Source organism: Shinella sp. 1A1, from assembly GCF_055379515.1.
Genome location: NZ_AP039671.1, coordinates 78,491 through 102,421, shown reverse-complemented (window position 1 = coordinate 102,421; position 23,931 = coordinate 78,491). Strand labels below are relative to the sequence as shown.

The window sequence follows — 23,931 nt, the reverse complement described above, 5'->3', positions numbered from 1 at the left end:
CGGATTTTCCCCCACCTTGCCCCTCCGCCATTCCCTCGCCCGGCGAAACGGTCTAAAGCAGCCTCACACATATCTCAGACAGGAGTTCGCGATGCGGCCGTCCGGCAGAAAAACCGATCAGATGCGCAAGGTTTCCTTCGAGCGCAACGTTTCCAAGCATGCCGAGGGTTCCTGTCTCGTCAAGTTCGGCGACACGCATGTGCTGGTGACGGCAAGCCTGGAAGACAAGACGCCGCCGTGGCTGCGCAACAGCGGCAAGGGCTGGGTGACGGCCGAATACGGCATGCTGCCGCGCGCCACCGGCGACCGCATGAAGCGTGAAGCCGCCGCCGGCAAGCAGGGCGGCCGCACGCAGGAAATCCAGCGCCTCATCGGCCGGTCGCTGCGCGCCATCGTCGACCTCGAAGCCCTCGGCGAGCGCCAGATCACCGTCGACTGCGACGTCATCCAGGCGGACGGCGGCACGCGCACCGCCTCCATCACCGGCGCATGGATCGCCCTCCATGACTGCCTGAAGTGGATGGAAGCGCGCAGCATGATCAAGGTCGAGAAGGTCCTGAAGGACCACGTCGCCGCGATCTCCTGCGGCATCTTCGCCGCACAGTCGGTGATCGACCTCGACTATCTCGAAGATTCCGCCGCCGAGACCGACGCCAATTTCGTCATGACCGGCTCGGGCGGCATCGTCGAAATCCAGGGCACCGCGGAAGGCAAGCCGTTCACGGAGGAGGAATTCTCCAGCCTGATGGCGCTTGCCCGGGGCGGCATCGCCGACCTCGTCGCCCTGCAGAAGCAGGCCATCGCCTGAGAAAAGGCGCAAGACCATGACCGCCGTGATCGAAGGCATTCTCGAAACCGCGCTTTACGCGGATGACCTCGACGCGGCGGAGGCCTTCTATGGCGGCATTCTCGGTCTCGAGAAGATCACGCGGCACGGCAACCGCCACGTCTTCTTCCGCTGCGGCCCCGGCGTTCTCCTGATCTTCAATGCGAGGGAGACCGCCGTGCCCCCGCCGCCGCAGGCCTTTCCCGTGCCGGTGCACGGCGCCAGTGGCCCCGGCCATGCCTGTTTCCGCGTTGCCGGCCCCGCGCTTGATTTCTGGGTGAAAAAGCTGGAAGAAGCCGGCATCGCCATCGAAGCGGATTTTCGCTGGCCGAACGGCGCCCGCTCCATCTATTTCCGCGACCCCGCCGGCAACAGTCTCGAATGTGCAGAGCCTGGTCTCTGGAACATCGCTTAGGAACCCTTATGCGCAAGCTCGATACCAAGACGATCGTCGTCGCCAGCCACAATGCCGGAAAGATCCGCGAGATCGAGGACCTGATCGGCCCCTTCGGCTTTTCCGCCAAGTCCGCCGCGGAACTGAAGTTCGAGGAACCGGACGAGACCGGCACGACCTTCGAGGAAAACGCGACGATCAAGGCGCTCGCCTCGGCAAAGGCCTCCGGCCTGCCGGCCCTTTCGGACGATTCCGGCCTCGTGATCGACGCGCTGGGCGGCGCGCCGGGCGTCTACACCGCCAACTGGGCGGAGAAGGAAGACGGCACGCGCGATTTCGCCATGGCCATGGAGAAGGTCGAAAAGGCCCTTTCGGAAAAGGGCGCGACGGATGCCAAGGACCGCACTGCGCGCTTCGTCTCCGTGCTGTGCCTTGCCTGGCCGGACGGTCATACGGAACTCTTCCGCGGCGAGGTGGAAGGCCATGTGGTCTGGCCGCCGCGCGGCGACAAGGGTTTCGGCTATGACCCCGTCTTCCAGCCGGAAGGCTACGAGACGACCTTCGGCGAGATGAGCGCGGAAGAAAAGCACGGCTGGAAGCCGGGTGACGCGACCGCGCTCTCGCACCGCGCGCGCGCCTTCAAGATCTTCGTCGAAACCTGCCTGAAAGCCTGACGCATCATGACGGCGGTGCCCTTCGATATCCGGCCGAGCATGGGAACGGACCTCTCCGATCCCGGCTTCGGCATCTATGTGCACTGGCCGTTCTGTGCCGCCAAATGCCCTTACTGCGACTTCAACAGCCATGTGCGCCACCAGCCGGTCGACCAGCCGCGCTTCGTGCAGGCTTTCCTGAAGGAAATGGCGACGATGCGCCGGCTGACCGGCTCGCGCACTGTCACCAGCATCTTCATGGGTGGGGGCACGCCCTCGCTGATGGCGCCGGAGACGGTGGATGCCATTCTTAACGGCATCGCCCGCCACTGGCATGTGCCCGATGGTATCGAGATCACCATGGAGGCGAACCCGTCCAGCGTGGAGGCCGAGCGTTTTCGCGGCTACCGCGCCGCCGGCGTCAACCGCGTCTCGCTCGGCGTGCAGGCGCTGAACGACCGGGACCTGAAATTCCTCGGGCGGCTGCATGACGTCGCCGATGCGCTGAAGGCCATACGCCTTGCGCGCGACATCTTCCCGCGCATGTCCTTCGACCTCATCTACGCCCGCCCGAACCAGACCGTGGAGGAATGGGACCGGGAGCTGAAGGAAGCGGTCTCCTACGCGGTCGACCACCTCTCGCTCTACCAGCTCACCATCGAAGAGGGCACGCCCTTCTACGGCCTCGCCAAGGCCGGCAAGCTGGTGGTGCCGGATGGAGAGCAATCCGCCGTGCTCTACGAGGCGACCCAGGAGATCACCGAGCGCGAGGGCATGCCGGCCTATGAGGTCTCCAACCACGCCCGCCCCGGCTCGGAAAGCCGCCACAACCTCACCTACTGGCGCTATGGCGACTATGTCGGCATCGGCCCCGGCGCCCATGGCCGGCTGACGACGGGTGGCGCGAAGATCGCGACCGCGACGGAGCGCAAGCCCGAGGGCTGGCTGTCGCTCGTCGAGGCCGAAGGCCACGGCATGGTCGATCAGGAGGCGCTGGAATACGAGGCGCAGGCCGACGAGCTTCTGCTGATGGGCCTGCGGCTGAAGGAAGGCGTGGACCTTGCCCGCTGGCAGAGCCTTTCCGGCCGCGATCTCGACCCGGATCGCGAGCAGTTCCTCATCGACCACGGTTTCATCGAGCGACTCGGCAATTCGCGGCTGCGCTGCACGCCAGCCGGGATGCTGATCCTCGACGCCGTCGTCGCCGATCTCGCCTGCTAGGGCCGGCGCTCTCTCCCATATCTGTCTTGAACGCCGACCGCCTGGCTCGCTCCGAGGGTCCGCGCACGCCCACGCAACCCCCGTGACGCAGAGGGACTTTCGATCCCGCGGCAAAGAAAAGGGGCCTTGCGGCCCCTTTTTTAAGCAGAGCCCGGTCGGCCCCCCACTATTCGTTGATCAGGCGCTTCAGAAGCTCGATCTCGTGGCTGAGCTTGGTATCGCCCGAGATCAGTTCCTCGATCTTGCGCACGGCATGCAGCACGGTCGTATGGTCACGCCCGCCGAAGCGGCGGCCGATCTCCGGGAAGGAGCGCGGCGTCAGGGTCTTCGACAGATACATGGCGATCTGGCGCGGCTTGACGATGACGCGCGTGCGGCGGTTCGAGACCAGTTCCTGACGCGAGACGTTGTAGTGCTTGGCGACGACGCGCTGGATGTCCTCGATGCGCACGCGGCGCGGCTCGCCGGCGGCGACCAGATGGCCGAGCAGCTCGTCGACGCGCTCGATCGTCAGGTTCGGCTCGAAGGAGCGGCGGAAAAGGAGCTGGTTGAAGGCGCCCTCCAGCTCGCGGCCGCTGGCCGTGATGTTGCGCGCGACATGGCTGAGGATCTCGACCGGGATGTCGAGCGACTGGTCTTCCTGCTGCGCAGCGGCAAGGCGGCGCTTGAGGATTTCAAGGCGCATCTCGTAGTCCGGCGCTTCCATCTCGATGGCGACGCCGCCCTGCAGGCGCGAGCGCACGCGCGGGTCGAGCGATTCCAGCTCCCAGGGCGCGCGGTCGGCAGCGACCACGACCTGCTTGGCCGAATCGAGCAGCATGTTGAGCAGGTGGCAGAACTCGTTCTGGATCGAGTTGCCCTGCAGGAACTGCATGTCGTCGATGATCAGGAGATCGATGTTGCGCAGCGTCTCCTTGAGGGAGAGCGCATCGTTGTCGCGGATCGCGGTGGCGAAACGCCACATGAAGTATTCGGCCGTCAGGTAGACGACGCGCGGGTTGCGGGCGCTGGAGAGCGCGCCGAGCGCGATCGCCTGGAGAAGGTGCGTCTTGCCGAGGCCGACGCTGGAATGGACGAAGAGCGGGTTGAAGCGCACGGCGCCGGCACCGGCTTCCGCGATGGTGCGGGCGGCGGCAAGGGCGACGCGGTTCGAGGTGCCCTCAACGAAGGCGTCGAACGTGTAGCGCTGGTCGAGCGGCGAGCCGAAGAGCGGGCCGGAATGCTGGGCGCGCGGCTGAGCCGTGGCGGTGACGGAAGCGGCGACGCTTGCCACCGGCTGCGGGCTACCCGACGAACGGCGCGGCTGGGCCTGCGGTGCGGGCTCCGCCACGGCAACGGCGTCGTCGGCCACGCCGATGCGCACGCCGCGGGTCGCGGTCCGCACAAGAATCTCCACCTTGAGGATTTCCGCATCCTCCTGCTGGAAGAGGCTGGTGATGAGGTCGAGATAACGGTTGTTGATCCAGGATTTCAGGAACGTCGTCGGCACCGACAGACGCACCACGCTCTTGGATACGGAATGGATTTTCAGGCGTCCGAACCAGCTTGCGAAAACGTCCGGTCCAACCTGCGCCTTCAGGCGCGCACTGACCCGTTCGAAAAGCGCATCATGCTTCATGTCGGATGCAACCCCCGCCGCCTCTTGCGCTCCTTCTTGCGGAAGCGTCTGTCGTGCATTTTCCCCGTTTGCGAATGCACCAGCCGTCCTGGCCGTATTCATCTGCATCTTGCCGCCTTTCATGCTCAATTCGCCACGTCGGCATTTCTGCCGGCGCCTTTCATGTTTGCCGTCCCCCGGCCGTGCCGAGCCATCGCCCGGTCCGGGATCTGGTGCCCCGATTGCACCGGCCCCCTGCTTCCGGCGCAATCCCTGTTTGCCAAACACAAATCGGTCCCACCCGATCCGGCGTCATGCCGGATCCGCAGTCCCGTCTGTGGCCGCGCCGCTCACTCCCTCGTAGAGCGCCCGGCGGGCATGCCCCTCAATCATCCGGCCGCTTTCGCGGCCTTCAACCGGCAAAACCGATAGTCGCAAAGACCTTTGCCAGCGCGCCGTGGGGCACCTGGGGCAAGCTCTGCCGATTGGATGATTTTACGAAGCGGAGCCGCTCCGTTACAGGGGACAAACAACCACCGCTGCCTCGTGAGACAGTCTTGTCGGCGATCATTCTAAGGCTATGTCCGCGCCCCCTGTGGAAAGCATTTAGGCAGGATCAGGCACCAAGATCAATCACGAATTTTACGCAAAATTAAGGGGCGGGCGTTGACTCGGGATGCCGTTTTTGACTCGGAATCGCCCTCTCGGGGGAGAATCCATTACGAATCAATGGCTTTGTTTTCGGGTGGCTTTCGGGCGGCTCCGAAAACGAAAAAAATAAAAATTCGCTTGACTCCAGAAGCTGTCAAACTCCCGCAACGAAAGGGCGAACGGCAGAGGACAACCTCCCGCAAATAACTGAATTTAAAGGATTTTTCTCGTCACTCTTTTGACACGATCGAGCCTTGCGCATTAACCATGGCCGGGCCAGAAAAGCAAAGAAAAAGCCCGGTGCGGGCACCGGGCTTTTACTAATATTGCATAGCTCTGTGGCGGGGCCGATCAGGCCGTCATCGCCTTCACCCGGCCGGCGAGGCGCGAAACCTTGCGGGAAGCCGTGTTGGAATGAAGCACGCCCTTGGTGGCGGCACGCATCAGTTCCGGCTGGGCGGCCTTGAGGGCGGCGGCTGCTACAGCCTGATCGCCCGCGGCGATCGCCTCTTCGACCTTGCGGATGAAGTTGCGGACGCGCGAACGGCGCGACTTGTTGACTGCGGTGCGCGCGGCGATCTTGCGGGTCGCCTTCTTAGCCGAGGTAGTATTGGCCATGTATGCCTCTCTTCAGAAATCTGACACAAACTCCACCCTCGCCGTGCCGGGTCACTGCGACCTGTCATCAAAGCAATTCGGGAGCAATATCGGAAAACCTTGGAGTGCGGCTTTCCAAACTGTGGGCGGCGTATAGCCGGAAACCGCGATGGCGTCAACGCGGATTCTGCAAGAAACGCCGCGCGAAGGCGTGTCGCGACCCTTTGGATCGGCCGGCCACGCCTTCGCGCTCCGATTCCCGCATGCCGCCCGGCGGCAGCGCCCGCCTAGCGATGGCGGAAGGCGGGCTTCCTCTTCTCGATGAAGGCCGTCATGCCTTCCTTCTGGTCCTCGGTGGCGAAGAGCGCGTGGAACAGCCGGCGCTCGGCGCGCATGCCCTCCGACAGCACCGTCTCGTAGGCGCGGTTCACCGCCTCCTTGGCCATGATGGCGGACGGGAGCGAGAAGCCGGCGATCTTCTCCGCCGCCGCCAGCGCCTCCTCCAGCAGTTTCTCCGGCGCCACCACGCGGGCGACGAGGCCCGAGCGCTCGGCCTCCGCCGCATCCATCATGCGGCCGGTGAGGATGAGGTCCATGGCCTTCGACTTGCCGATCGCCCGCGTCAGGCGCTGGGTGCCGCCCATGCCGGGAATGACGCCGAGCGTGATCTCCGGCTGGCCGAACTTCGCCGTCTCGGACGCGATGATGAAATCGCACATCATGGCGACCTCGCAGCCGCCACCGAGCGCAAAGCCGCTGACGGCCGCGATCATCGGCTTGCGGAAGGCGGCCACCTCGTCCCAGCCGGCGGCAAGGTCTTCCACCACCGCCTCGGCGAAGCCGTAAGGCTGCATCTCCTTGATGTCGGCGCCAGCGGCGAAGGCCTTTTCCGAGCCGGTGAGGACGACCGCGCCGATGCCGGCATCGGCCTCGAAGCCGGCGAGCACGGCCCTCAACTCGTCGAGAAGCTGGCGGTTCAGCGCGTTCAGCGCCTGCGGCCGGTTGAGCGTGATGAGGCCGACGCGGCCACGCGTCTCGACCAGCAGGGTTTCATGGGCCATGTTTGTCTCCTCTTCTATTATTTCTGGCAGACGGCGCAGTGGAAGGTCGACCGGCCGCTCTGCACGATGCGGCCGATTGTGCCCGTGCAGCCCGGCGTGCGGCAAGGCTCCTTCTCGCGGTCATAGACGGAAAAGGAGTGCTGGAAATAGCCGAGCGAGCCGTCGGCGCGGATATGGTCTCGCAGGGTCGAGCCGCCGGCCTCGATGGCGTCGGCGATGACCTGGCGGATCGCTTCGGTCAGCGCCACCAGTTCCTTCTTCGGCTTGCCGACCGCCGTCACCAGCGTTCCGGCCAGCCGCTCGGGCGAAAGATGGGCGCGCCACAGCGCCTCGCAGACATAGATGTTGCCGAGGCCGGCAATGTTCTTCTGGTCGAGCAGCGCCGCCTTCAGCGGCGCCTGGCGACCGCGGAACTTGGCCGCGATATAGTCGGCGTCGAGCGTGTTGCCGGTCGGTTCCTCGCCGAGATCACGGAAGAAGGGGTGGGCGGCCAGATCCTCGCGGCGGGCGAGATCCATGAAGCCGAAGCGGCGCGGGTCGTTGTAGACGACGCGGCGCTCGCCCTCCGCCGTCTCCAGATGGAAGACGACATGGTCGTGGCGCGTGTCCTTGCTCCGCGGAATTTGGAAGTCGCCGGGCGTCTCGGCCTCCGGCGCGCCCTCCACCCGGAACGAGCCGGACATGCCAAGATGGGCGATCACCACGTCGCCGCCCTCGATATCGATCAGCAGGTATTTGGCACGGCGGCCGAGAGAAACGATGCGGCGGCCTTCCAGCGCCTCGGAAAAGCCGGCCGGGAAGGGAAAGCGCAGGTCCGGGCGGCGCAGCTCCGCGCGGCGGATGCGCGATCCTTCCATGACGGGCGCAAGGCCGCGTTTGACCGTTTCCACTTCCGGCAGTTCCGGCATCCCGTTCTCCTTGAAGACGATTTAACCTTGAGCGCATTTGCCGCGGTCCGGCATTTCCCTCCCGGCCATCAATGTCCTATATACCCGGCGAAGCGTTCAGATAGCGCGGCCAAAGCCAATTCGCTATGGTCTTGCCAGCATTAAGGCTGCGACAGACCGGCCCATGGAGACGACGATGACCGAACAGCGCACATCCGCAGACGGCGGCATGGAAACCTCCTACGGCTTCCGCGAGGTGCGGGAAGGCGAGAAGCAGGCGCTGGTCAACGACGTGTTCCACAAGGTCGCCAAGCGCTACGACATCATGAACGACGTCATGTCCGCCGGCCTGCACCGGGCCTGGAAGGATGCGATGATCGCGAGCCTCAACCCGCGCAAGGACCCCTCCTACAGGTCGCTCGACGTCGCCGGCGGCACCGGCGACATCGCCTTCCGCATCGTGGAAGCATCCGACCGCCTCGCCCATTCGACGGTGCTCGATATCAACGGCTCCATGCTCGGCGTCGGCGCCGACCGGGCGGCGAAGAAGGGGCTTTCGGCCAATCTCGAATTCGTCGAGGCCAATGCCGAGGAACTGCCCTTCGATTCCGGCACCTTCGACGCCTATACGATCGCCTTCGGCATCCGCAACGTGCCGCGCATCGATGTCGCGCTTTCGGAAGCCTATCGCGTACTGAAGCGCGGCGGGAGGCTGCTGGTGCTGGAATTCTCCGAGGTGGAGATGCCGCTGCTCGACAAGGTCTATGACGCCTGGTCGTTCAAGGCGATCCCGCAATTCGGCAAGATGATCACGGGCGACGCCGAACCCTACCAGTATCTCGTGGAATCGATCCGCAAGTTCCCCAATCAGGAAGACTTCGCGGCGATGATCCGCACGGCCGGCTTCTCGCGCGTGTCCTACACCAACTATACCGGCGGCATCGCGGCGCTGCATTCGGGCTGGAAGCTCTGAGCATGGCCCTCTTCCCCACCAAGGACGGCCTTTCCGCATGAGCGTAGTCGGCGCCTATTTCCGCCTTGCCCGCGTGGGCTGGGTTCTCGTGCGCGAAGGCGTGGTCTCGGCGCTGCCGACTGAGGGCATGCCGACGCTTGCCCGCACCGCCCATGCCTTTGCCGGCCTCTTCGAGCGGCGCAAGGCCGCCAAGGGCGTGCGCGGCGACAACCTTGCCCGCGCCATCGAGCGCCTCGGCCCCTCCTATGTGAAGATGGGCCAGTTCCTGGCGACCCGCCCCGATGTCGTCGGCGCGGAGATCGCCGTCGAGCTTTCGGCCCTGCAGGACCGCATGGCGACCTTCCCGAAGGAAGCGGCCGTCGCGACGGTGGAAGGCTCGCTCGGCCGCTCGCTCAGCGATCTCTATGTGAGCTTCGGCGATCCCATCGCCGCCGCCTCCATCGCGCAGGTCCATCCCGCGACGGTGCGCGATGGCAGCGGGGAACGGCAGGTCGCGGTGAAGGTCATCCGCCCCGGCGTGCGCCAGCGCTTCGCCCATGACCTCGAGGCCATGTATGCCGCCTCGCGTCTTCAGGAGAAGATTCTACCGAATACGCGAAGGCTGAAGCCCGTCGAGGTGACGCGGACGCTGGAGCAGACGACCAAGGTCGAGATGGATCTCCGGCTGGAGGCGGCCGCCCTTTCCGAACTCGGCGAGAACACCAAGGACGACCCAGGCTTCCGCGTGCCGACGGTCGACTGGGAGCGTACCGGCCGCGACGTCGTCACCATGGAATGGATCGACGGCATCAAGATGTCCGACGTCGAGGGCCTGCGCGCCGCCGGCCACGACCTCGACAAGCTGGCGGACACGCTGATCCAGTCGTTCCTGCGCCATACGCTGCGCGACGGCTTCTTCCATGCCGACATGCACCAGGGCAATCTCTTCGTCGATCCTGAGGGCGTCATCGTCGCGGTCGACATGGGCATCGTCGGGCGGCTCGGCAAGAAGGAGCGCCGCTTCCTTGCCGAAATCCTCTACGGCTTCATCACGCGCGACTACCAGCGCGTCGCCGACGTGCATTTCGAGGCCGGCTATGTGCCTTCGCACCACGACACGGCGAGCTTCGCTCAGGCGATCCGCGCCATCGGCGAGCCGATCCATGGCCAGCCGGCCGAGACGATCTCGATGGCCAAGCTCCTGACGCTGCTCTTCGAGGTGACGGAACTCTTCGACATGGAGACCCGCACCGAGCTGGTCATGCTGCAGAAGACCATGGTGGTGGTGGAGGGCGTGTCGCGCACGCTGAACCCGCGCTTCAACATGTGGAAGGCCTCCGAGGGGGTCGTGGGCGACTGGATTCGCGACAATCTCGGCCCCAAGCGCCTGCTGGCGGACCTGCGCGACGGCGCGCATGCCGCGCTCCGGCTGGCCGAGGCCGCCCCCGAGATCGCCGCCAAGGCGGAGAAGTTCTCGCAGGACCTTACCGCCATGGCGGAAAAGGGCCTGCGTTTCGACGCGGAGACGGCGGAAGCCATCGGCCGCTCCGAGGCGCGGCACAGCCGGTCCGGCCGTCTCGCGCTCTGGGTGATCGCCGCCACGCTCGTCTATATCGCCTGGAAGCTGACCTGACCCGGCTCCGCTTGACCGGCGCCAGCCGGGCGCTAGTCTCTCCTTCATGACAGACGAGCCCCTGAGCGATGCCGAACCGCAACCCTTCATCGAAAGGCTGCGCCGGCAGTTGCGCGGGCTCTATTTCGGGCGCGACCGGGAGGCGATCCGCTTCCAGCTGGCGATGCTGCTGCTCGACATCGCCATCCTCGTCTTCTTCGTCGCCGGCCCCTATCTGCGCGCCGGCTCGACCTATGTCATCGTCGATTATCTCATCGCGGCGGTCATCGCCTTCGAACTTGGCGCGCGGGCGCTGATCGCGCCGAACCTGCGCTACTGGCTGCTGCGGCCGATGACCTGGGTGGATATCGTCATCCTCGGCACGCTGCTCGTTCCAAGCCACCTCCACAATTTCGCGTTCCTGCGCGTCCTGCGCATCTGGGCGATCAGCCAAAGCAAGCTGGTGACGCTGATGCTCCACCGCACGGGCAATGGCGACAAGGAGGACATCATCCAGGCTTGCGCCAATTTCCTCGTCTTCCTCTTCCTCGTCGCCGGCTTCGTCTACAGCAATTTCTTCTACGGCGCGGAGGGCTTTGCCGGTTTCGTCGACGCGCTCTATTTCACGGTCGCGACCGTCACCACAACGGGCTTCGGCGATATCGTGCTGCCCGGCACGCTCGGCAAGCTCACCGCCATCGTCACCATGATCATCGGCATCTCGCTCTTCGTGCGGCTCGCGCAGGCGATCGTGCGGCCCTACAAGGTGACCTTCCCCTGCCCGCAATGCGGCCTATCGCGCCACGAAGCGGACGCCGTGCACTGCAAGGCCTGCGGCCATGTTCTCAACATTCCCGACGAGGGGGCCTGAGCCGAAACGGCTTGGAAAAGCGCTTTCAAAGGGATAGGAGGATTTGACGGCCTTCGGGCCTGCCATGCGCCTTACGAGGATCCGCCATGTCGCTTGCAGGAAAACGCATCCTCCTCGTCATCTCCGGCGGCATCGCCGCCTACAAGAGCCTCGACCTGATCCGGCGTCTGCGCGAGCGCGGCGCGGAGGTGCGGCCGGTCATGACGGCTGGCGCGCGCGAATTCGTGACGCCGCTCGCCGTCGGCGCGCTCTCCTCCGGCCATGTCTATACCGACCTCTTCTCCCGCGAGGACGAGCAGGATGTCGGCCATATCCGCCTTGCGCGCGACTGCGACCTCATCGTCGTCGCACCGGCGACCGCCGACCTGATGGCGAAGATGGCGAACGGCCTTGCCGACGACCTCGCTTCGACCGTGCTGCTCGCCACCGACCGCCCCGTGCTCGTCGCGCCCGCGATGAACCCGAAGATGTGGTCGCACGCCGCCACGCGGCGCAATGTCGAGACGCTCCGCCGCGACGGCATCGCCTTCATCGGCCCCAATGCCGGCGAAATGGCGGAGGGCGGCGAGGCCGGCCTCGGCCGCATGGCCGAGCCGCTGGAAATCGTCGCCGCGGCGGAAGACCTGCTCGACGGCGGCAGGAAGCCGCTCGCCGGCCGCAGGGCCGTGGTCACGTCAGGCCCGACGCATGAGCCGATCGACCCGGTGCGCTACATCGCCAACCGCTCCTCCGGCCGGCAGGGTCACGCCATCGCCGCCGCTCTTGCGAAGCTCGGCGCCGACGTGACGCTCGTTTCCGGCCCGGTGACGCTGCCCGATCCGCGCGGCGTCAGGGTGATCAAGGTCGAGCGGGCGGAGGAGATGCTTGCAGCCGTTCTCGGCGCGCTGCCGGCCGATATCGCCGTCATGGTCGCCGCCGTCGCGGACTGGCGGGTGGCGACGGAGAATACCGAGAAGATCAAGAAGAAGCCCGGCGAAGGCCCGCCGCCGCTGATGCTGGCGGAGAACCCGGATATCCTGAAGACCATCGGCCATCATGCGCAGCGCCCGAAGGTCGTCGTCGGCTTTGCCGCCGAGACGCAGGATGTCGAGGACAACGGCCGGGTGAAGCTCCAGAAGAAGGGCGCGGACCTCATCGTCGCCAACGACGTCTCGCCCGAGACCGGCATCATGGGCGGCACGCGCAACAGCGTGAAGCTGATCACTGCCGCCGGCATCGAAGAGTGGCCGGATCTTTCCAAGGACGAGGTCGCCGGGCGCCTTGCCGGCTGGATCGCCGAACGGCTCAGCTGACGAGGGCGAGCCCCGCGTCCATCGTGCTCGCCGGCCGGCCGGCGGGCGAGAAGATGCGCACGTCCACCCCGTTTTCCCCGAGCACGACGGCGCTGCCGTCGGGGATTTCCACCCAGGCTTCCGTGTCGTCGTTCAGCGGCTCGGAGACGAGGCAGTAGCCGCCCGTCTCGCCCATCGGCGCAGCATAGAGCGTGGGGGCCGCATAATCCGTCGCATAGCGCACGGCATAGAGCTGCCTGCCGTCGGAAAACGCCGCCGTGAAGCGCACCAGTACCTTGCGCTCCAGATGCGCGGCGAGGCGCTCGACGAAGGCGATGGCCTCGGCCATGGCGCCGAGCGGATCGCGCTCCAGACCGAATTGCAGGGCCAGCAGGAACAGCAGCTCCGAATCCGTCGAGCCGGTGCGGGCGTTGTAGAGATCGTTGTCCAGCATGGTTTCGAGCGGGCGGCGCAGGTGATCGAAATCGGCGATCTGGCCGTTGTGCATGAAGGACCAGATGCCGTGCACGAAGGGATGGCAATTGTCGCGCCGCGTGCCGCCGCCGGTCGAGGCGCGCACATGGGCGAGGAAAAGCGGCGAACGGACCTGCCGGGCGATGCTCCTGAGGTTGCAGTCCGACCAGGCGGGCAGGATATCGCGGTAGCGGCCGGGCTCCGGGCGGTCGCCATACCAGGCGATGCCGAAGCCGTCGCCGTTGGTGGCCGTCTTGGCGCGGGTGGCGCAGTGGGATTGCTCGATCAGCGAATGGGCGGGCGAGGACACCAGTTCCTCGAGAAAAAGCGGCTCTCCGCGATAGGCTGCCCAACGGCACATGATGCTATTCCCGCTCTGAAAGGACCGGCGCGACCCGCTGACGGCCGCGACGCATTAACCATGGCATAGGCCGGATTCTCAATGGAAATGGGTAATAATGCGTTAACGAAAGTAAATGGCATGTGCCATGCGTGCCATTACGAGACCGGTGACCTACGGAAAAGCCGGTTTTGTGAACACTGCGTTTCGATCCGGCCCGATTTCGTGAACAATGGCGGAGGCGTATAAAGGCTCCAAGCAACCCAGTCGAAAGGACCTTTGAAATGTCCATACGCCCCGTAAAACACGAAAGCATCGCCCGCCCCGCCATGGAAGGCGCCGGCGTCAAGCTGCACCGGGTCTTCGGTTTCGGCGATCCGTCGATGACCGATCCCTTCCTGATGATGGACGATTTCCGCAACGACGATCCCGAGGATTACATCCGCGGCTTCCCGTGGCATCCGCATCGCGGCATCGAGACCATCACCTATGTGCTGGCCGGCTCCGTCGAGCACGGCGACAGCCTCGGCAATCACGGCGTGATGGGCGCGGGAGACGTGCAGTGGATGACCGCCGGCAGCGGCATCCTGCACCAGGAAATGCCGCGCGGCGATTTCGCCGGCAGGATGCACGGCTTCCAGCTTTGGGCGAACCTGCCCTCGTCGCTGAAGATGACCGCGCCGCGCTACCAGGACATCAAGTCCGGCGACATTCCCGTCGTCGTCGACGATGACGGCACGGCGGCGCGCATCATCGCCGGCAATTTCTGGGGCAGGACAGGCCCGATCGACGGCATCGCCGCCGAACCCGTCTATCTCGACATCTCCGTGCCGCCGGGCAAGACGAAGCGCCTGCCGGTCGATACCTACCGCTCGGCCTTCGCCTATATCTTCGCCGGCTCCGGCACGTTCCGCGACGCCTCGAAGCCCTTCGGCGTGAAGGTGGAGAAGGAATACCAGGGCGAGGAGCTGAACATCCACGACCTCTCCGGCAATCGCACGCTGGTCGTCTTCGACACGGGCGACGAGGTGACGGTGCAGGCCGGCGAGAAGGGCATCCGCTTCCTGCTCGTCTCCGGCAAGCCGATCCAGGAGCCGGTCGCCTGGCACGGCCCCATCGTGATGAACACGCAGGAAGAGTTGCAGCAGGCGATGCGCGAGCTTCGCAACGGCACCTTCATCAAGCCGGCGCATTGACGCGCGGCCACAAGCCCCTATCCTTCCGCCGTATCCTGCGGCGGAAGGACGTGTCATGCGGATCGACGGGCAATGCCATTGCGGCTTCGTGACCTATGAGGCCGAGATCGACCCCGAGGCGGTCTCGATCTGCCATTGCACGGATTGCCAGAGGCTGACCGGTTCGCCCTATCGCGTCACCGCCATGGTGCCGGAAAGCGCCGTACAGCTGACCGGCAACCCGCCCAGGCTCTATACCAAGACCGCCGGGAACGGCCGCTTGCGGCTGCAATATTTCTGTCCGCAATGCGGTTCGCCGCTCTTCACGACCGGCACCGGAGAGGACGCCGCGACCTGGGGCATCCGCTGGGGCAGCATCAACCAGCGCGCCAGCCTGACGCCGAAGCGGCAGATCTGGTGCGCCTCCGCCATGAACTGGTTCGGCGAGACGGCGGCGCTTCCCGGCGTGCCGAAGGATTGAGCCATGACGGCCGGGCGCTTCCAGATCTTCAGGACGGGCATAGACGGCATCGAAGCCGTCTTCGCCGATAGCCGGCATGCCTTCGCCCGCCACACCCACGACGCCTATGGCGTCGGCGTGATCGAGCGTGGGGCGCAGAAATCGGCGAGCGGGCGCGGCATGGTCGAGGCGGGGGCCGGCCATACGATCACCGTCAATCCCGGCGAAGTGCATGACGGATCGCCGATCGGCGATGTGCCGCGTGCCTGGCGCATGCTCTACCTGCAGCCGGCCGTCGTCGCTGCCGCGGCACGGGATATCTTCGAGGGCGACCCGCGCGAGGAGTTTCATGCGCCGGTGCTGGAGGACGGGCGTATCGCCGGGCTCGTTTCGGCAACGCTCGCCGCGCTCATGGACCGCGACGCCGCGCGCCTCGCCCGGGAGGAGCGGCTTCTCCTGCTCCTTGCCGCACTCCTGCGGGAAGAGGCGCCCCGCCGCGAAAGCCTTGCCTCGCCGGCCGTGAGCCGGGCGCGCGAACATCTCGACAGCGACCCGGCTTCGGCCGTGACCCTTGCAGCGCTTTCCGCCGAATGCCGGATCGGGCGTTTCCGGCTGGTGCGGGACTTCGCCCGCAGCACAGGCCTCACGCCCCATGCCTACCAGCTCCAGCGGCGCACCGAGCTTGCCCGCCGGCTGATCGCGGGCGGCGCGCCGCTTGCCGAGGCCGCCATGGAAGCGGGTTTTGCCGACCAGAGCCACATGACGCGCAATTTCACGCGGCGCTACGGCTATACGCCGGGCGCCTGGCTCGCCGCCCGCGCCTGATTGCGCAATTTCGTTCAAGACCCGGCCGGCCTTCCGGTGTTTCCTGCCGCTCCCAAGTCGCATGGAGCCCGTCATGACCACCGAATTCCTGATCACCTCACTCGTCGTCATCCTGCTTCCGGGCACCGGGGTGATCTATACGCTGGCGCTCGGCATCAGCGGCGGCTTTCGCGCCGGCCTGCTGGCCGCCTTCGGCTGCACGCTCGGCATCGTGCCGCATATCCTCGCCAGTGTCGTCGGCCTGGCCGCCGTGCTGCATGCGAGCGCGCTTGCCTTCGAGGTGCTGCGCACTATCGGCGTCGCCTATCTGCTCTTCATCGCCTGGAGCCTGCTGAAGGACAGCAACGCGCTCGATCTCGGGCCCGAGCAGGCGCCGGCGGAAAAGGCCATGCGCATCGTGCGCAAGGGCATCTTCACGAATATCTTCAATCCGAAGCTCTCGCTGTTCTTCCTCGCCTTCCTGCCGCAGTTCGTTCCCGCGAACGCGCCTGACGCCACCGCGCAGATGCTCGTCCTCGGCGGCGTCTTCATGGCGCTGACCTTCCTCGTCTTCGCCATCTATGCGGGGCTGGCCGCGAGTCTTCGCCAGCAGGTGCTGAGCCGGCCAAGGATCATGGTCTGGACGCAGCGCAGCTTCGCCGCCGCCCTTGGCGTGATGGGGCTGCGGCTGGCGCTGGCGGATCGCTGACGATCAGGCCCAGAGTGCGTGGAAATGATGGAGCGGCCCGTGGCCGGAGCCGACCGACAGCGCATCCGAGGACCGCACCGCGCCGGCGATGAAGCTCTTGGCCGCCGCCACGGCGTCAGGCAGCGGCCTGCCCTTGCCGAGTTCGGCGGCAATGGCGCTCGACAGCGAGCAGCCGGTGCCGTGGGTGTTGCGCGTCAGCACCCGCACGCCCTCGTACCAGCGCAACCCGCCCGGCGTCGCCAGCACGTCCGGGCTCTCGCCGCCCGGCAAATGCCCGCCCTTCAGCAGCACCGCCTTCGGGCCGAGCGCCAGAAGCCGCGTCGCCTGCCCTTCCATGGCGACCCGGTCGGCGGCCTCGGGCTCTCCGAGCAGCGCGGCCGCCTCCGGCAGGTTCGGCGTCAGCACTGTCGCGAGCGGCAGCAGGCGGCGGGTCAGCGCCTCCACGGCCGCCTCGGCCAGCAAGGACGCTCCGCCCTTGGCGACCATGACCGGATCGAGCACGACGGGCGTGCCGCGATGGGGGAGAAGCGCATCCGCCACCGCCCTGGCGATTTCCGCCGAGGCGATCATGCCGATCTTCACGGCATCGACGCTCACATCGCCGAACACATCCGCAATCTGCGCCGCGACGAAGGCCGGTGGCACGAGATGCACGCCGGAGACGCCCTGCGTGTTCTGCGCCGTCAGCGCGGTCAGCACGGCCATGCCGTAGGTGCCGCGGGCGGCGAAGGTCTTGAGGTCGGCCTGGATGCCGGCCCCGCCCGACGGGTCGGAGCCCGCGATCGAGAGAATGTTTGCGATGGCCATTTCGCCTCCTTGGGCGGAGGCGGTCTTCGGGCAACGGAATTGAGGCCCGTTCGACTCCCTCCGCCGGCATGATCCGGTTCAGGTTCAAAGGGTGCTTCTCAGCCCGCCTTCCGGCGGACGCCCCTGTCTCAAGCGGTTTTCGCAAATGTCGAGACACCTGTCACCCTGAAAGTGACAGGCATCGGTTACGCCTTGGTGACGTGATACTCCTTGATGGCGACCATCTTGATCGCCGGGTAGCGCTCCGCCTCATAGCGCAGCGAGAAGGCGTCCTGCGCCAGGAACACCGGATCGCCGTCGAGGTCGCGGGCGATATCGCCGCGGCGCTGGGTGACGAACTTGTCGAGCTCGGCCGCGCTGTCGGAAGAAATCCAGCGGCAGACGGAGAAGCGCGACATCTCGAAGGAGACCGGCAGGCCGTATTCCGCCGAAAGCCGCTCCTTCAGCACGTCGAGTTGCAGCGCGCCGACGACGCCGACGATGGCGGGCGAGCCGTCTTCCGGCGAGAAGAGCTGCACGACGCCCTCTTCCGCCATCTGCTGGAGCGCTTCCTTCAGCTTCTTGGCCTTCATCGCATCTTCCAGCCGCACGCGGCGCAGGATTTCCGGCGCGAAGTTCGGCACGCCCTCGAAGACCAGCGCCTCACCTTCCGTCAGCGTATCGCCGATGCGGAGCGTGCCGTGGTTGGGGATGCCCACCACGTCGCCGGCATAGGCCGTGTCGGCAAGCTGGCGCTGCGAGGCGAAGAAGAACTGCGGGGCCGAGAGGCCGATGGTCTTGCCCGTGCGGGCAAGGCGCACCTTCATGCCGCGCTCCAGCATGCCGGAGCAGACGCGGGCAAAGGCGATGCGGTCGCGGTGGTTGGGGTCCATATTGGCCTGGATCTTGAAGACGAAAGCCGTCATCCTGTCTTCCGCGGCATGGACCTTGCGCGTATCCGCCACCTGGTCGCGCGGCGGCGGCGCGAAGGCGCCAAGCGCGTTGATGAGGTCGCGCACACCGAAATTGCGCAGCGCCGAGCCGAAGAAGACCGGCGTCAGGTGCCCTTCGAGGAAGGCCTCGCGGTCGAACGGACGGCAGGCCTCGCGGGCAAGCTCCATCTCCTCGATGAAGGCGTCCCGCTCGTTTTCCGGCAGGTGCTTGGCGACCTCCGCCGCATCGTCCATCCGCGTCGGCTGAACCTGCGTGTCCGAGCCGCGGAAGGTGCGGTCGGCGAGGTGATAGGAGCCGCAGAAGGTCTTCGAGTGGCCGACCGGCCAGGTGACGGGGGCGGTGTCGAGCGCAAGCTTCTCCTCCACCTCGTCGAGGATTTCGAACGGATCGCGGCTCTCGCGGTCCATCTTGTTGACGAAGGTGATGATCGGGATGTCGCGCAGGCGGCAGACCTCGAAGAGCTTCAGCGTCCGCGGCTCGATGCCCTTGGCGGCGTCGATGACCATGACGGCCGCGTCCACCGCTGTCAGCGTGCGGTAGGTGTCGTCCGCGAAGTCCTCGTGGCCGGGCGTGTCGAGAATGTTGAAGACGTTGCCGTCATATTCGAAGGTCATGACCGAGGTCACGACCGAGATGCCGCGCTCGCGCTCGATCTTCATCCAGTCCGAGCGGGTCTGGATGCGGTCCTTCTTCGCCTTCACCTCGCCGGCGAGCTGGATGGCGCCGCCGAAGAGGAGCAGTTTTTCGGTGAGGGTGGTTTTACCGGCGTCCGGGTGCGCGATGATCGCGAAGGTGCGGCGGCGGGAGACCGCCTCGGCAAGGGTTTCGGCCATTTTCTGCAATATCCTGTGAGTTGCCGGGGTCTTTACAGGCTCCGCCGAAAAAGCGCAATTGACGAGGCGCGCCGCGCGCCGGCTTATGGGCGCATGAACGCGCACACCCCCTCCCAGCCCACGCTTTCCCTCGTCCGCCTGCCCCATGGCGACGGCATAGAGCTACCCGCCTACGAGACTTCAGGCGCCGCCGGCATGGACCTTCGCGCCGCCGTGGCGGCGGAGGCGCCGCTCACGCTTGCGCCGGGAAAACGCGCGCTGGTGCCGACCGGCTTCGTCTTCGAGATTCCGCATGGCTACGAGGGCCAGATCCGCCCGCGCTCCGGCCTTGCCTTCAAGCACGGCATCACCTGCCTCAACACGCCCGGCACCGTCGACAGTGACTATCGCGGCGAGGTGAAGGTGCTGCTCGTCAATCTCAGCGAGGAGCCCTTCGTCATCGAGCGCGGCATGCGCATCGCGCAGATGGTGATCGCCCCCGTGACGCAGGTCGCGGTGCGCGAGGCCTCGCAGGCGAGCGAAACCACGCGCGGCGCGGGCGGCTTCGGCTCGACCGGCGTTCGCTGAGGCGATGTCCGGCCGTACAGGTCTTTCCTTCCGCTCCGGCTATTTCGGCGATCCCCCGGCATCGCGCGCCCTTGCGGACCTGTTGCAGGATGTCTTCGGGATCGACGTGACGATCATGGACCGGCTCGGCGGATCGGACCCGACCGGCATTCCCTTCTCGTGGTTCGATGCGGACGGTGCCTGCATCGCCAATATCAGCGCCTTCTCGCTGCCGCTCGTCGTCGATGGCGTTTCCCTGCGCGTGGCCGGCCTGCAATCCGGCGCGGTGCGGCCGGGCCATCGCGGCATGGGCCTCTACCGTGACGTCATGGAGGCGGCGCTTGCCCATTGCGATGCGGAAGGATTTGCGGCCGTCGCCCTCCTGACCGATACCCCGGCGCTCTACGGCCGCTACGGTTTCGAGCCGCTGGCGCAGCACCGCTTCGCCGGTGCGGCGCTCGGCGGCGGGACGGCGGGCCCGGTGCGGCGGCTGGACCTTGGAAGCGCCGCGGATATCGCGCTGCTGCGCCGGCTGCTCGATGGCCGCCAGCCCGTTTCGGATCGCTTCGCGCCGGTGCGGCAGACCGGGATGTTCCTCTTCAACGCCGCCCTGATGCCCGACGTCAGGCTCGACCTGATCGGCGATGACGCCGTCGTCGCGTGGCGGATGGCCGGAGACGGGGCTTTCGAGCTGCTGGACGTCGCCGGCACGCGCATTCCCCACCTTGCCGATATCCTCGCCAGCATGCAGGCCGGCGCGGCGCGGGTCGTCGTCCATTTTCCGCCCGACAGGCTGGAATGGCAGGGCGAGGCCCTTGCCGATACGGGCGAGATGGTCCTGATGCTCCGCATGGCGAAGACCCTGCGGCCGGGAGGACCTTTCGCCCTTTCGCCGATGGCGGAATTCTGAGGCCGCACGCAAACGGCGAAGGAATATTCCGCTTTCGCCCACCTGCGGCGAAATCCGGACTCGTCTAAGGCCGCGTTCCCTCCTACATTCTCCGGCAAAGAGAACAGAGGAGCACCCGATGACCGAAACCCGCAAGCCCGGCCGCGGCCGTATCTATGCCTCCATCACCGAGACGATCGGCGACACACCGATCGTGCGGCTCGACAAGTTCGCGAAGGAAAAGGGCGTCGTCGCCACCCTTCTCGCCAAGCTCGAATTCTTCAATCCCATCGCCTCCGTCAAGGACCGCATCGGCGTGGCGATGATCGAGGCGCTGGAAGCGGCGGGCAAGATCACGCCCGGCACGTCGACGCTGGTGGAGCCGACATCGGGCAATACCGGCATCGCGCTCGCCTTCGCCGCCGCCGCCAAGGGCTACCGCCTGATCCTCACCATGCCGGAGACCATGTCGGTCGAGCGGCGCAAGATGCTGGCCCTGCTCGGCGCCGAGCTGGTGCTGACGGAAGGCCCCAAGGGCATGAAGGGCGCCATCGCCATGGCGGAGGAACTGGCGAGCACCATTCCGGGCGCCGTCATTCCCCAGCAGTTCGAGAACCCGGCCAATCCGGAAATCCACCGCAGGACGACGGCGGGGGAAATCTGGAACGACACCGACGGTACGGTCGACATTCTCGTTTCCGGCATCGGTACCGGCGGCACGATCACCGGCGCCGGGCAGGTGCTGAAAGCGAGGAAGCCGGGCTTCAAGGTCATCGCCGTGGAGCCGACCGACAGCCCGGTGCTCTCCGGCGGCAATCCCGGCCCCCACAAGATCCAGGGCATCGGCGCGGGCTTCGCGCCGGCGGTGCTCGACACGGCGATCTACGACGAGGTGGTGACCGTCACCAATGACGAGGCCTTCGAGAATGCACGCCTCGTCGCGCGGCTCGAGGGCGTGCCGGTCGGCATTTCTTCCGGCGCCGCGCTGGCGGCGGCGGCCAAGGTGGGCAGCCGGCCGGAAAATGCCGGCAAGACCATCGTCGTCATCATCCCCTCCTTCGCCGAGCGCTACCTTTCGACCGCGCTCTTCGAAGGCCTCGGCGGCTGAACCGGACAGCCCGTCGTGCGGTGATCGTGCGCGACGGGCCTCACCAAGCGAACCGGCACGGCCCATGCTCCACCATCTTTCCCTCGGCGTGCGCGACGTCGAACGCACGGCAACCTTCTACGACGCGGCGCTGGCGCCGCTCGGCTATGAGCGCGTCTGGTCGGACATCCGGCCCGGCGAGCCGGATCAGGCCATCGGCTACGGCCTGCCCGGCGGCGGCGACAAGCTCGCTCTCAAACAGTACGACGCCGCCGCCGCGCCGGGCCCCGGTTTTCACATCGCCTTCGACGCGCCGGACCGGCAGGCCGTCAAAGCCTTCCACAAGGCCGCGCTTGCAGCCGGCGGAACCGACAATGGCCCGCCTGGACTCCGCCGTCATTACGGCCCGACCTATTATGCCGCCTTCGTCATCGACCCCGACGGGCACCACCTCGAGGCCGTCTTCAAGGGGCCGGCCTGAGACAGAACCGGCACCGGCACGCTAACCACTTCAGACACGGTGCCGGCCGATATCGGCCCCCTGCCCGCCACCCCACCGTATGGCGCCGGCGCGCACAAATCTCCGGCATGTGCCGCTGGCCGGCACTCACGCCGGCGCCGTCAACCGCTCGCCAGCCATGCGGTAGGAAATCGCTTCCGCCAGATGGATGCGGCCGACAATAGAGGCCTCGTCGAGATCGGCCAGCGTGCGCGCGACCTTGAGGACGCGGTGGTAGCCGCGGGCGGAGAACCGCATCTTCTCCGCGGCGTCCCGCAGGAGCTGGAGGCCGCTGGGATCGGGCTCGGCCATCTTTTCGACGAGCGCCGTCGAGGCGCGGGCATTGCTCGTCACCCCGGCCATGCCGAGGCGGGCGAAGCGATCGATCTGCAGGGCGCGGGCCCTTGCGACCCTTGCGGCGACGGTTTCGCTGGTCTCGGCGGCCATGGGGCGGATGAGGTCCGTCGCCGAGACCGCCGGCACGTCGATGCGGATGTCGATACGGTCGAGCAGTGGGCCGGAGACGCGGGCCTGGTAGTCGCTCACGCAGCGCGGGCCGCGGGCGCAGGTGCGGCCCGGCTCGCCCGCCATGCCGCAGCGGCAGGGATTCATCGCCGCGACGAGCTGCACGGCCGCCGGATAGCTGACGCGGTGATTGGCGCGGGCGATGATGCATTCGCCCGTTTCGAGCGGCTGGCGCAGGGCGTCGAGCGCCTGCGGGGAGAATTCCGGCAGCTCGTCGAGGAAGAGGACACCGTTATGGGCGAGCGAGACCTCGCCGGGCCTTGCCCGCGGCCCGCCGCCGACGAGGGCGGCCATGGTGGCCGAATGATGGGGCGTGCGAAAGGGCCGGCGATCCGACAGCCGGCCGCCGGAAAGCTGGCCGGCGATGGAATGGATCATCGAGACTTCGAGCAGCTCCGCCGGCGAGAGCGGCGGCAGGATGGCGGCAAGGCGCGCGGCGAGCATCGACTTGCCCGAGCCGGGCGGGCCGACCATCAGGAGGTTGTGGTTGCCGGCGGCGGCCACTTCCAGCGCGCGCTTGGCGCTTTCCTGGCCGCGGATATCGGCAAGGTCTGGCAAGCCGGCGGCGGGGGCGCGGATCGCCGGCGCCGGCCGCGCGAGGACCTGCGTGCCCTTGAAATGATTGGCGAGCGCGATGAGGCTGCGCGGCGCGAGAATGTCGAGCCCACCGCCGGCCCAGGCGGCTTCCGCCCCGTTCTCCGCCGGGCAGATGAGGCCCTTGCCGAGCGCATTGGCGCCCATCGCGGCGGGAAGCGCGCCGGTGACGGAGGCGATCGTGCCGTCGAGGTTCAGTTCGCCGATGACGATGTAGTCCTCCAGCGCATCGCCGGGCACGGCGCCGAGCGCCATCATGAGGCCTAGCGCGATGGCGAGGTCGTAATGGCTGCCTTCCTTCGGAAGATCGGCCGGGGCGAGATTGACGGTGACACGCTTCGGCGGCAGGGAAAGACCGGACGCGTGCAGCGCGGCATGGACCCGCTCGCGGCTTTCGGCGACCGCCTTGTCCGGCAGGCCGACGATCTGCATGCCCACCTTGCCGGGCGCGACCATGACCTGGACGTCCACCGGAACGCCCTCGATGCCCTGAAACGCAATCGTACCGACCCGCGCCACCATGCCTGCCCCCGCCTGCCGTGCAGCGCCGCGCGCCGCTCATGTGCTAGCGACGCCGCAACACCTTTTTGCCGAAAACCGCTCCCGCAACCGCCTCTGGGTTGCAGCCGCAAATCTGGCATGAAAGACGGAATGAAACAAGAA

Annotated in this window: 24 protein-coding genes and 1 riboswitch; of the genes, 16 read left to right on the top strand and 8 right to left on the bottom strand. The window is 66.7% G+C overall.

From position 1 onward, the window contains the following. The first annotated feature begins 91 nt into the window (after nucleotides 1–91). Genes rph through hemW form a run of 4 tightly spaced genes read left to right on the top strand, consistent with a single transcriptional unit; the run spans nucleotide 92 to nucleotide 3,094 of the window. Nucleotides 92–808 carry a ribonuclease PH gene (rph, locus tag ACZ48C_RS00540; protein ID WP_318910698.1) on the top strand — a complete coding sequence of 239 codons (717 nt, stop codon included), beginning with the start codon at nucleotides 92–94 and terminating at the stop codon, nucleotides 806–808. Nucleotides 809–824: 16 nt separating this feature from the next. Continuing rightward, nucleotides 825–1,241 (top strand): VOC family protein, encoded by a 417-nt coding sequence (locus ACZ48C_RS00535; protein WP_464781860.1) that lies wholly within the window; start codon nucleotides 825–827, stop codon nucleotides 1,239–1,241. 8 nt (nucleotides 1,242–1,249) lie between these two features. Continuing rightward, complete coding sequence (gene rdgB, locus ACZ48C_RS00530) at nucleotides 1,250–1,894, top strand: RdgB/HAM1 family non-canonical purine NTP pyrophosphatase (protein ID WP_454630588.1); 645 nt, start codon at nucleotides 1,250–1,252, stop codon at nucleotides 1,892–1,894. Between the two features lie 6 nt (nucleotides 1,895–1,900). Then, nucleotides 1,901–3,094 (top strand): radical SAM family heme chaperone HemW, encoded by a 1,194-nt coding sequence (gene hemW, locus ACZ48C_RS00525; RefSeq protein ID WP_464781859.1) that lies wholly within the window; start codon nucleotides 1,901–1,903, stop codon nucleotides 3,092–3,094. A 166-nt stretch (nucleotides 3,095–3,260) separates the two neighbouring features. Here the strand turns inward: hemW and dnaA are convergent, their stop codons facing one another. The 4 genes from dnaA to mutM all read right to left on the bottom strand — a co-directional run bounded on the left by dnaA (nucleotide 3,261) and on the right by mutM (nucleotide 7,908). Next, nucleotides 3,261–4,712, bottom strand: coding sequence for a chromosomal replication initiator protein DnaA (gene dnaA / locus ACZ48C_RS00520; protein ID WP_454630584.1), 1,452 nt, complete (start codon nucleotides 4,710–4,712; stop codon nucleotides 3,261–3,263). Nucleotides 4,713–5,693: 981 nt separating this feature from the next. After that, nucleotides 5,694–5,960: a 30S ribosomal protein S20 gene (gene rpsT / locus ACZ48C_RS00515; protein WP_119257402.1), complete on the bottom strand. Its 267-nt coding sequence runs from the start codon at nucleotides 5,958–5,960 to the stop codon at nucleotides 5,694–5,696. Between the two features lie 266 nt (nucleotides 5,961–6,226). Continuing rightward, the gene (locus ACZ48C_RS00510) at nucleotides 6,227–7,000 is read right to left on the bottom strand and encodes an enoyl-CoA hydratase (protein WP_318910692.1); all 774 of its coding nucleotides are present in this window, start codon (nucleotides 6,998–7,000) and stop codon (nucleotides 6,227–6,229) included. 17 nt (nucleotides 7,001–7,017) lie between these two features. Further along, nucleotides 7,018–7,908: a bifunctional DNA-formamidopyrimidine glycosylase/DNA-(apurinic or apyrimidinic site) lyase gene (gene mutM, locus ACZ48C_RS00505; RefSeq protein ID WP_464781858.1), complete on the bottom strand. Its 891-nt coding sequence runs from the start codon at nucleotides 7,906–7,908 to the stop codon at nucleotides 7,018–7,020. Between the two features lie 175 nt (nucleotides 7,909–8,083). Here mutM and ubiE point away from each other — a divergent pair, with 175 nt between their 5' ends. From ubiE to coaBC, 4 genes are all read left to right on the top strand, one after another. After that, nucleotides 8,084–8,860: a bifunctional demethylmenaquinone methyltransferase/2-methoxy-6-polyprenyl-1,4-benzoquinol methylase UbiE gene (gene ubiE, locus ACZ48C_RS00500; protein ID WP_464781857.1), complete on the top strand. Its 777-nt coding sequence runs from the start codon at nucleotides 8,084–8,086 to the stop codon at nucleotides 8,858–8,860. 37 nt (nucleotides 8,861–8,897) lie between these two features. Then, nucleotides 8,898–10,472 carry a 2-polyprenylphenol 6-hydroxylase gene (ubiB, locus tag ACZ48C_RS00495; RefSeq protein WP_464781856.1) on the top strand — a complete coding sequence of 525 codons (1,575 nt, stop codon included), beginning with the start codon at nucleotides 8,898–8,900 and terminating at the stop codon, nucleotides 10,470–10,472. Nucleotides 10,473–10,518: 46 nt separating this feature from the next. Next, complete coding sequence (locus ACZ48C_RS00490) at nucleotides 10,519–11,322, top strand: ion channel (protein WP_464781855.1); 804 nt, start codon at nucleotides 10,519–10,521, stop codon at nucleotides 11,320–11,322. Nucleotides 11,323–11,408: 86 nt separating this feature from the next. Next, nucleotides 11,409–12,614, top strand: a complete 1,206-nt coding sequence (gene coaBC, locus ACZ48C_RS00485; protein ID WP_464781854.1) for a bifunctional phosphopantothenoylcysteine decarboxylase/phosphopantothenate--cysteine ligase CoaBC — start codon at nucleotides 11,409–11,411, stop codon at nucleotides 12,612–12,614. Here coaBC and ACZ48C_RS00480 read toward each other — a convergent pair. Beyond that, the gene (locus tag ACZ48C_RS00480; RefSeq protein ID WP_424546449.1) at nucleotides 12,607–13,428 is read right to left on the bottom strand and encodes a class II glutamine amidotransferase; all 822 of its coding nucleotides are present in this window, start codon (nucleotides 13,426–13,428) and stop codon (nucleotides 12,607–12,609) included. The two genes, coaBC and ACZ48C_RS00480, sit on opposite strands and share 8 nt — an antisense overlap. Before the next feature lie 263 nt (nucleotides 13,429–13,691). Between ACZ48C_RS00480 and ACZ48C_RS00475 the strand changes: the two genes are divergently transcribed. From ACZ48C_RS00475 to ACZ48C_RS00460, 4 genes are all read left to right on the top strand, one after another. Next, nucleotides 13,692–14,603 carry a pirin family protein gene (locus ACZ48C_RS00475; RefSeq protein ID WP_464781853.1) on the top strand — a complete coding sequence of 304 codons (912 nt, stop codon included), beginning with the start codon at nucleotides 13,692–13,694 and terminating at the stop codon, nucleotides 14,601–14,603. A 55-nt stretch (nucleotides 14,604–14,658) separates the two neighbouring features. Next, nucleotides 14,659–15,063 carry a GFA family protein gene (locus ACZ48C_RS00470; protein WP_464781852.1) on the top strand — a complete coding sequence of 135 codons (405 nt, stop codon included), beginning with the start codon at nucleotides 14,659–14,661 and terminating at the stop codon, nucleotides 15,061–15,063. Nucleotides 15,064–15,066: 3 nt separating this feature from the next. Continuing rightward, entirely contained in the window at nucleotides 15,067–15,867 is an 801-nt protein-coding gene (locus ACZ48C_RS00465; RefSeq protein ID WP_464781851.1) for an AraC family transcriptional regulator, read from the top strand. 73 nt (nucleotides 15,868–15,940) lie between these two features. After that, nucleotides 15,941–16,555 carry a LysE family translocator gene (locus ACZ48C_RS00460; protein ID WP_464781850.1) on the top strand — a complete coding sequence of 205 codons (615 nt, stop codon included), beginning with the start codon at nucleotides 15,941–15,943 and terminating at the stop codon, nucleotides 16,553–16,555. Between the two features lie 3 nt (nucleotides 16,556–16,558). Here ACZ48C_RS00460 and thiD read toward each other — a convergent pair whose 3' ends face one another. Then, the gene (thiD, locus tag ACZ48C_RS00455; protein ID WP_464781849.1) at nucleotides 16,559–17,362 is read right to left on the bottom strand and encodes a bifunctional hydroxymethylpyrimidine kinase/phosphomethylpyrimidine kinase; all 804 of its coding nucleotides are present in this window, start codon (nucleotides 17,360–17,362) and stop codon (nucleotides 16,559–16,561) included. 38 nt (nucleotides 17,363–17,400) lie between these two features. Then, a riboswitch (TPP riboswitch) is annotated at nucleotides 17,401–17,497 on the bottom strand. A gap of 50 nt (nucleotides 17,498–17,547) precedes the next feature. Continuing rightward, a complete protein-coding gene (locus tag ACZ48C_RS00450) occupies nucleotides 17,548–19,128 on the bottom strand; it encodes a peptide chain release factor 3 (protein ID WP_464781848.1) in 1,581 nt (526 codons plus the stop codon). A gap of 93 nt (nucleotides 19,129–19,221) precedes the next feature. Between ACZ48C_RS00450 and dut the strand changes: the two genes are divergently transcribed. The 4 genes from dut to ACZ48C_RS00430 all read left to right on the top strand — a co-directional run bounded on the left by dut (nucleotide 19,222) and on the right by ACZ48C_RS00430 (nucleotide 22,131). Next, a complete protein-coding gene (gene dut / locus ACZ48C_RS00445; protein WP_464781847.1) occupies nucleotides 19,222–19,695 on the top strand; it encodes a dUTP diphosphatase in 474 nt (157 codons plus the stop codon). 4 nt (nucleotides 19,696–19,699) lie between these two features. Next, nucleotides 19,700–20,584 carry a GNAT family N-acetyltransferase gene (locus ACZ48C_RS00440; protein ID WP_464781846.1) on the top strand — a complete coding sequence of 295 codons (885 nt, stop codon included), beginning with the start codon at nucleotides 19,700–19,702 and terminating at the stop codon, nucleotides 20,582–20,584. Between the two features lie 118 nt (nucleotides 20,585–20,702). Then, nucleotides 20,703–21,671: a cysteine synthase A gene (cysK, locus tag ACZ48C_RS00435; protein WP_464781845.1), complete on the top strand. Its 969-nt coding sequence runs from the start codon at nucleotides 20,703–20,705 to the stop codon at nucleotides 21,669–21,671. 64 nt (nucleotides 21,672–21,735) lie between these two features. Further along, the gene (locus ACZ48C_RS00430) at nucleotides 21,736–22,131 is read left to right on the top strand and encodes a VOC family protein (RefSeq protein WP_464781844.1); all 396 of its coding nucleotides are present in this window, start codon (nucleotides 21,736–21,738) and stop codon (nucleotides 22,129–22,131) included. A gap of 126 nt (nucleotides 22,132–22,257) precedes the next feature. Here the strand turns inward: ACZ48C_RS00430 and ACZ48C_RS00425 are convergent, their stop codons facing one another. Continuing rightward, complete coding sequence (locus ACZ48C_RS00425; protein WP_464781843.1) at nucleotides 22,258–23,790, bottom strand: YifB family Mg chelatase-like AAA ATPase; 1,533 nt, start codon at nucleotides 23,788–23,790, stop codon at nucleotides 22,258–22,260. Nucleotides 23,791–23,931: the final 141 nt, after the last annotated feature.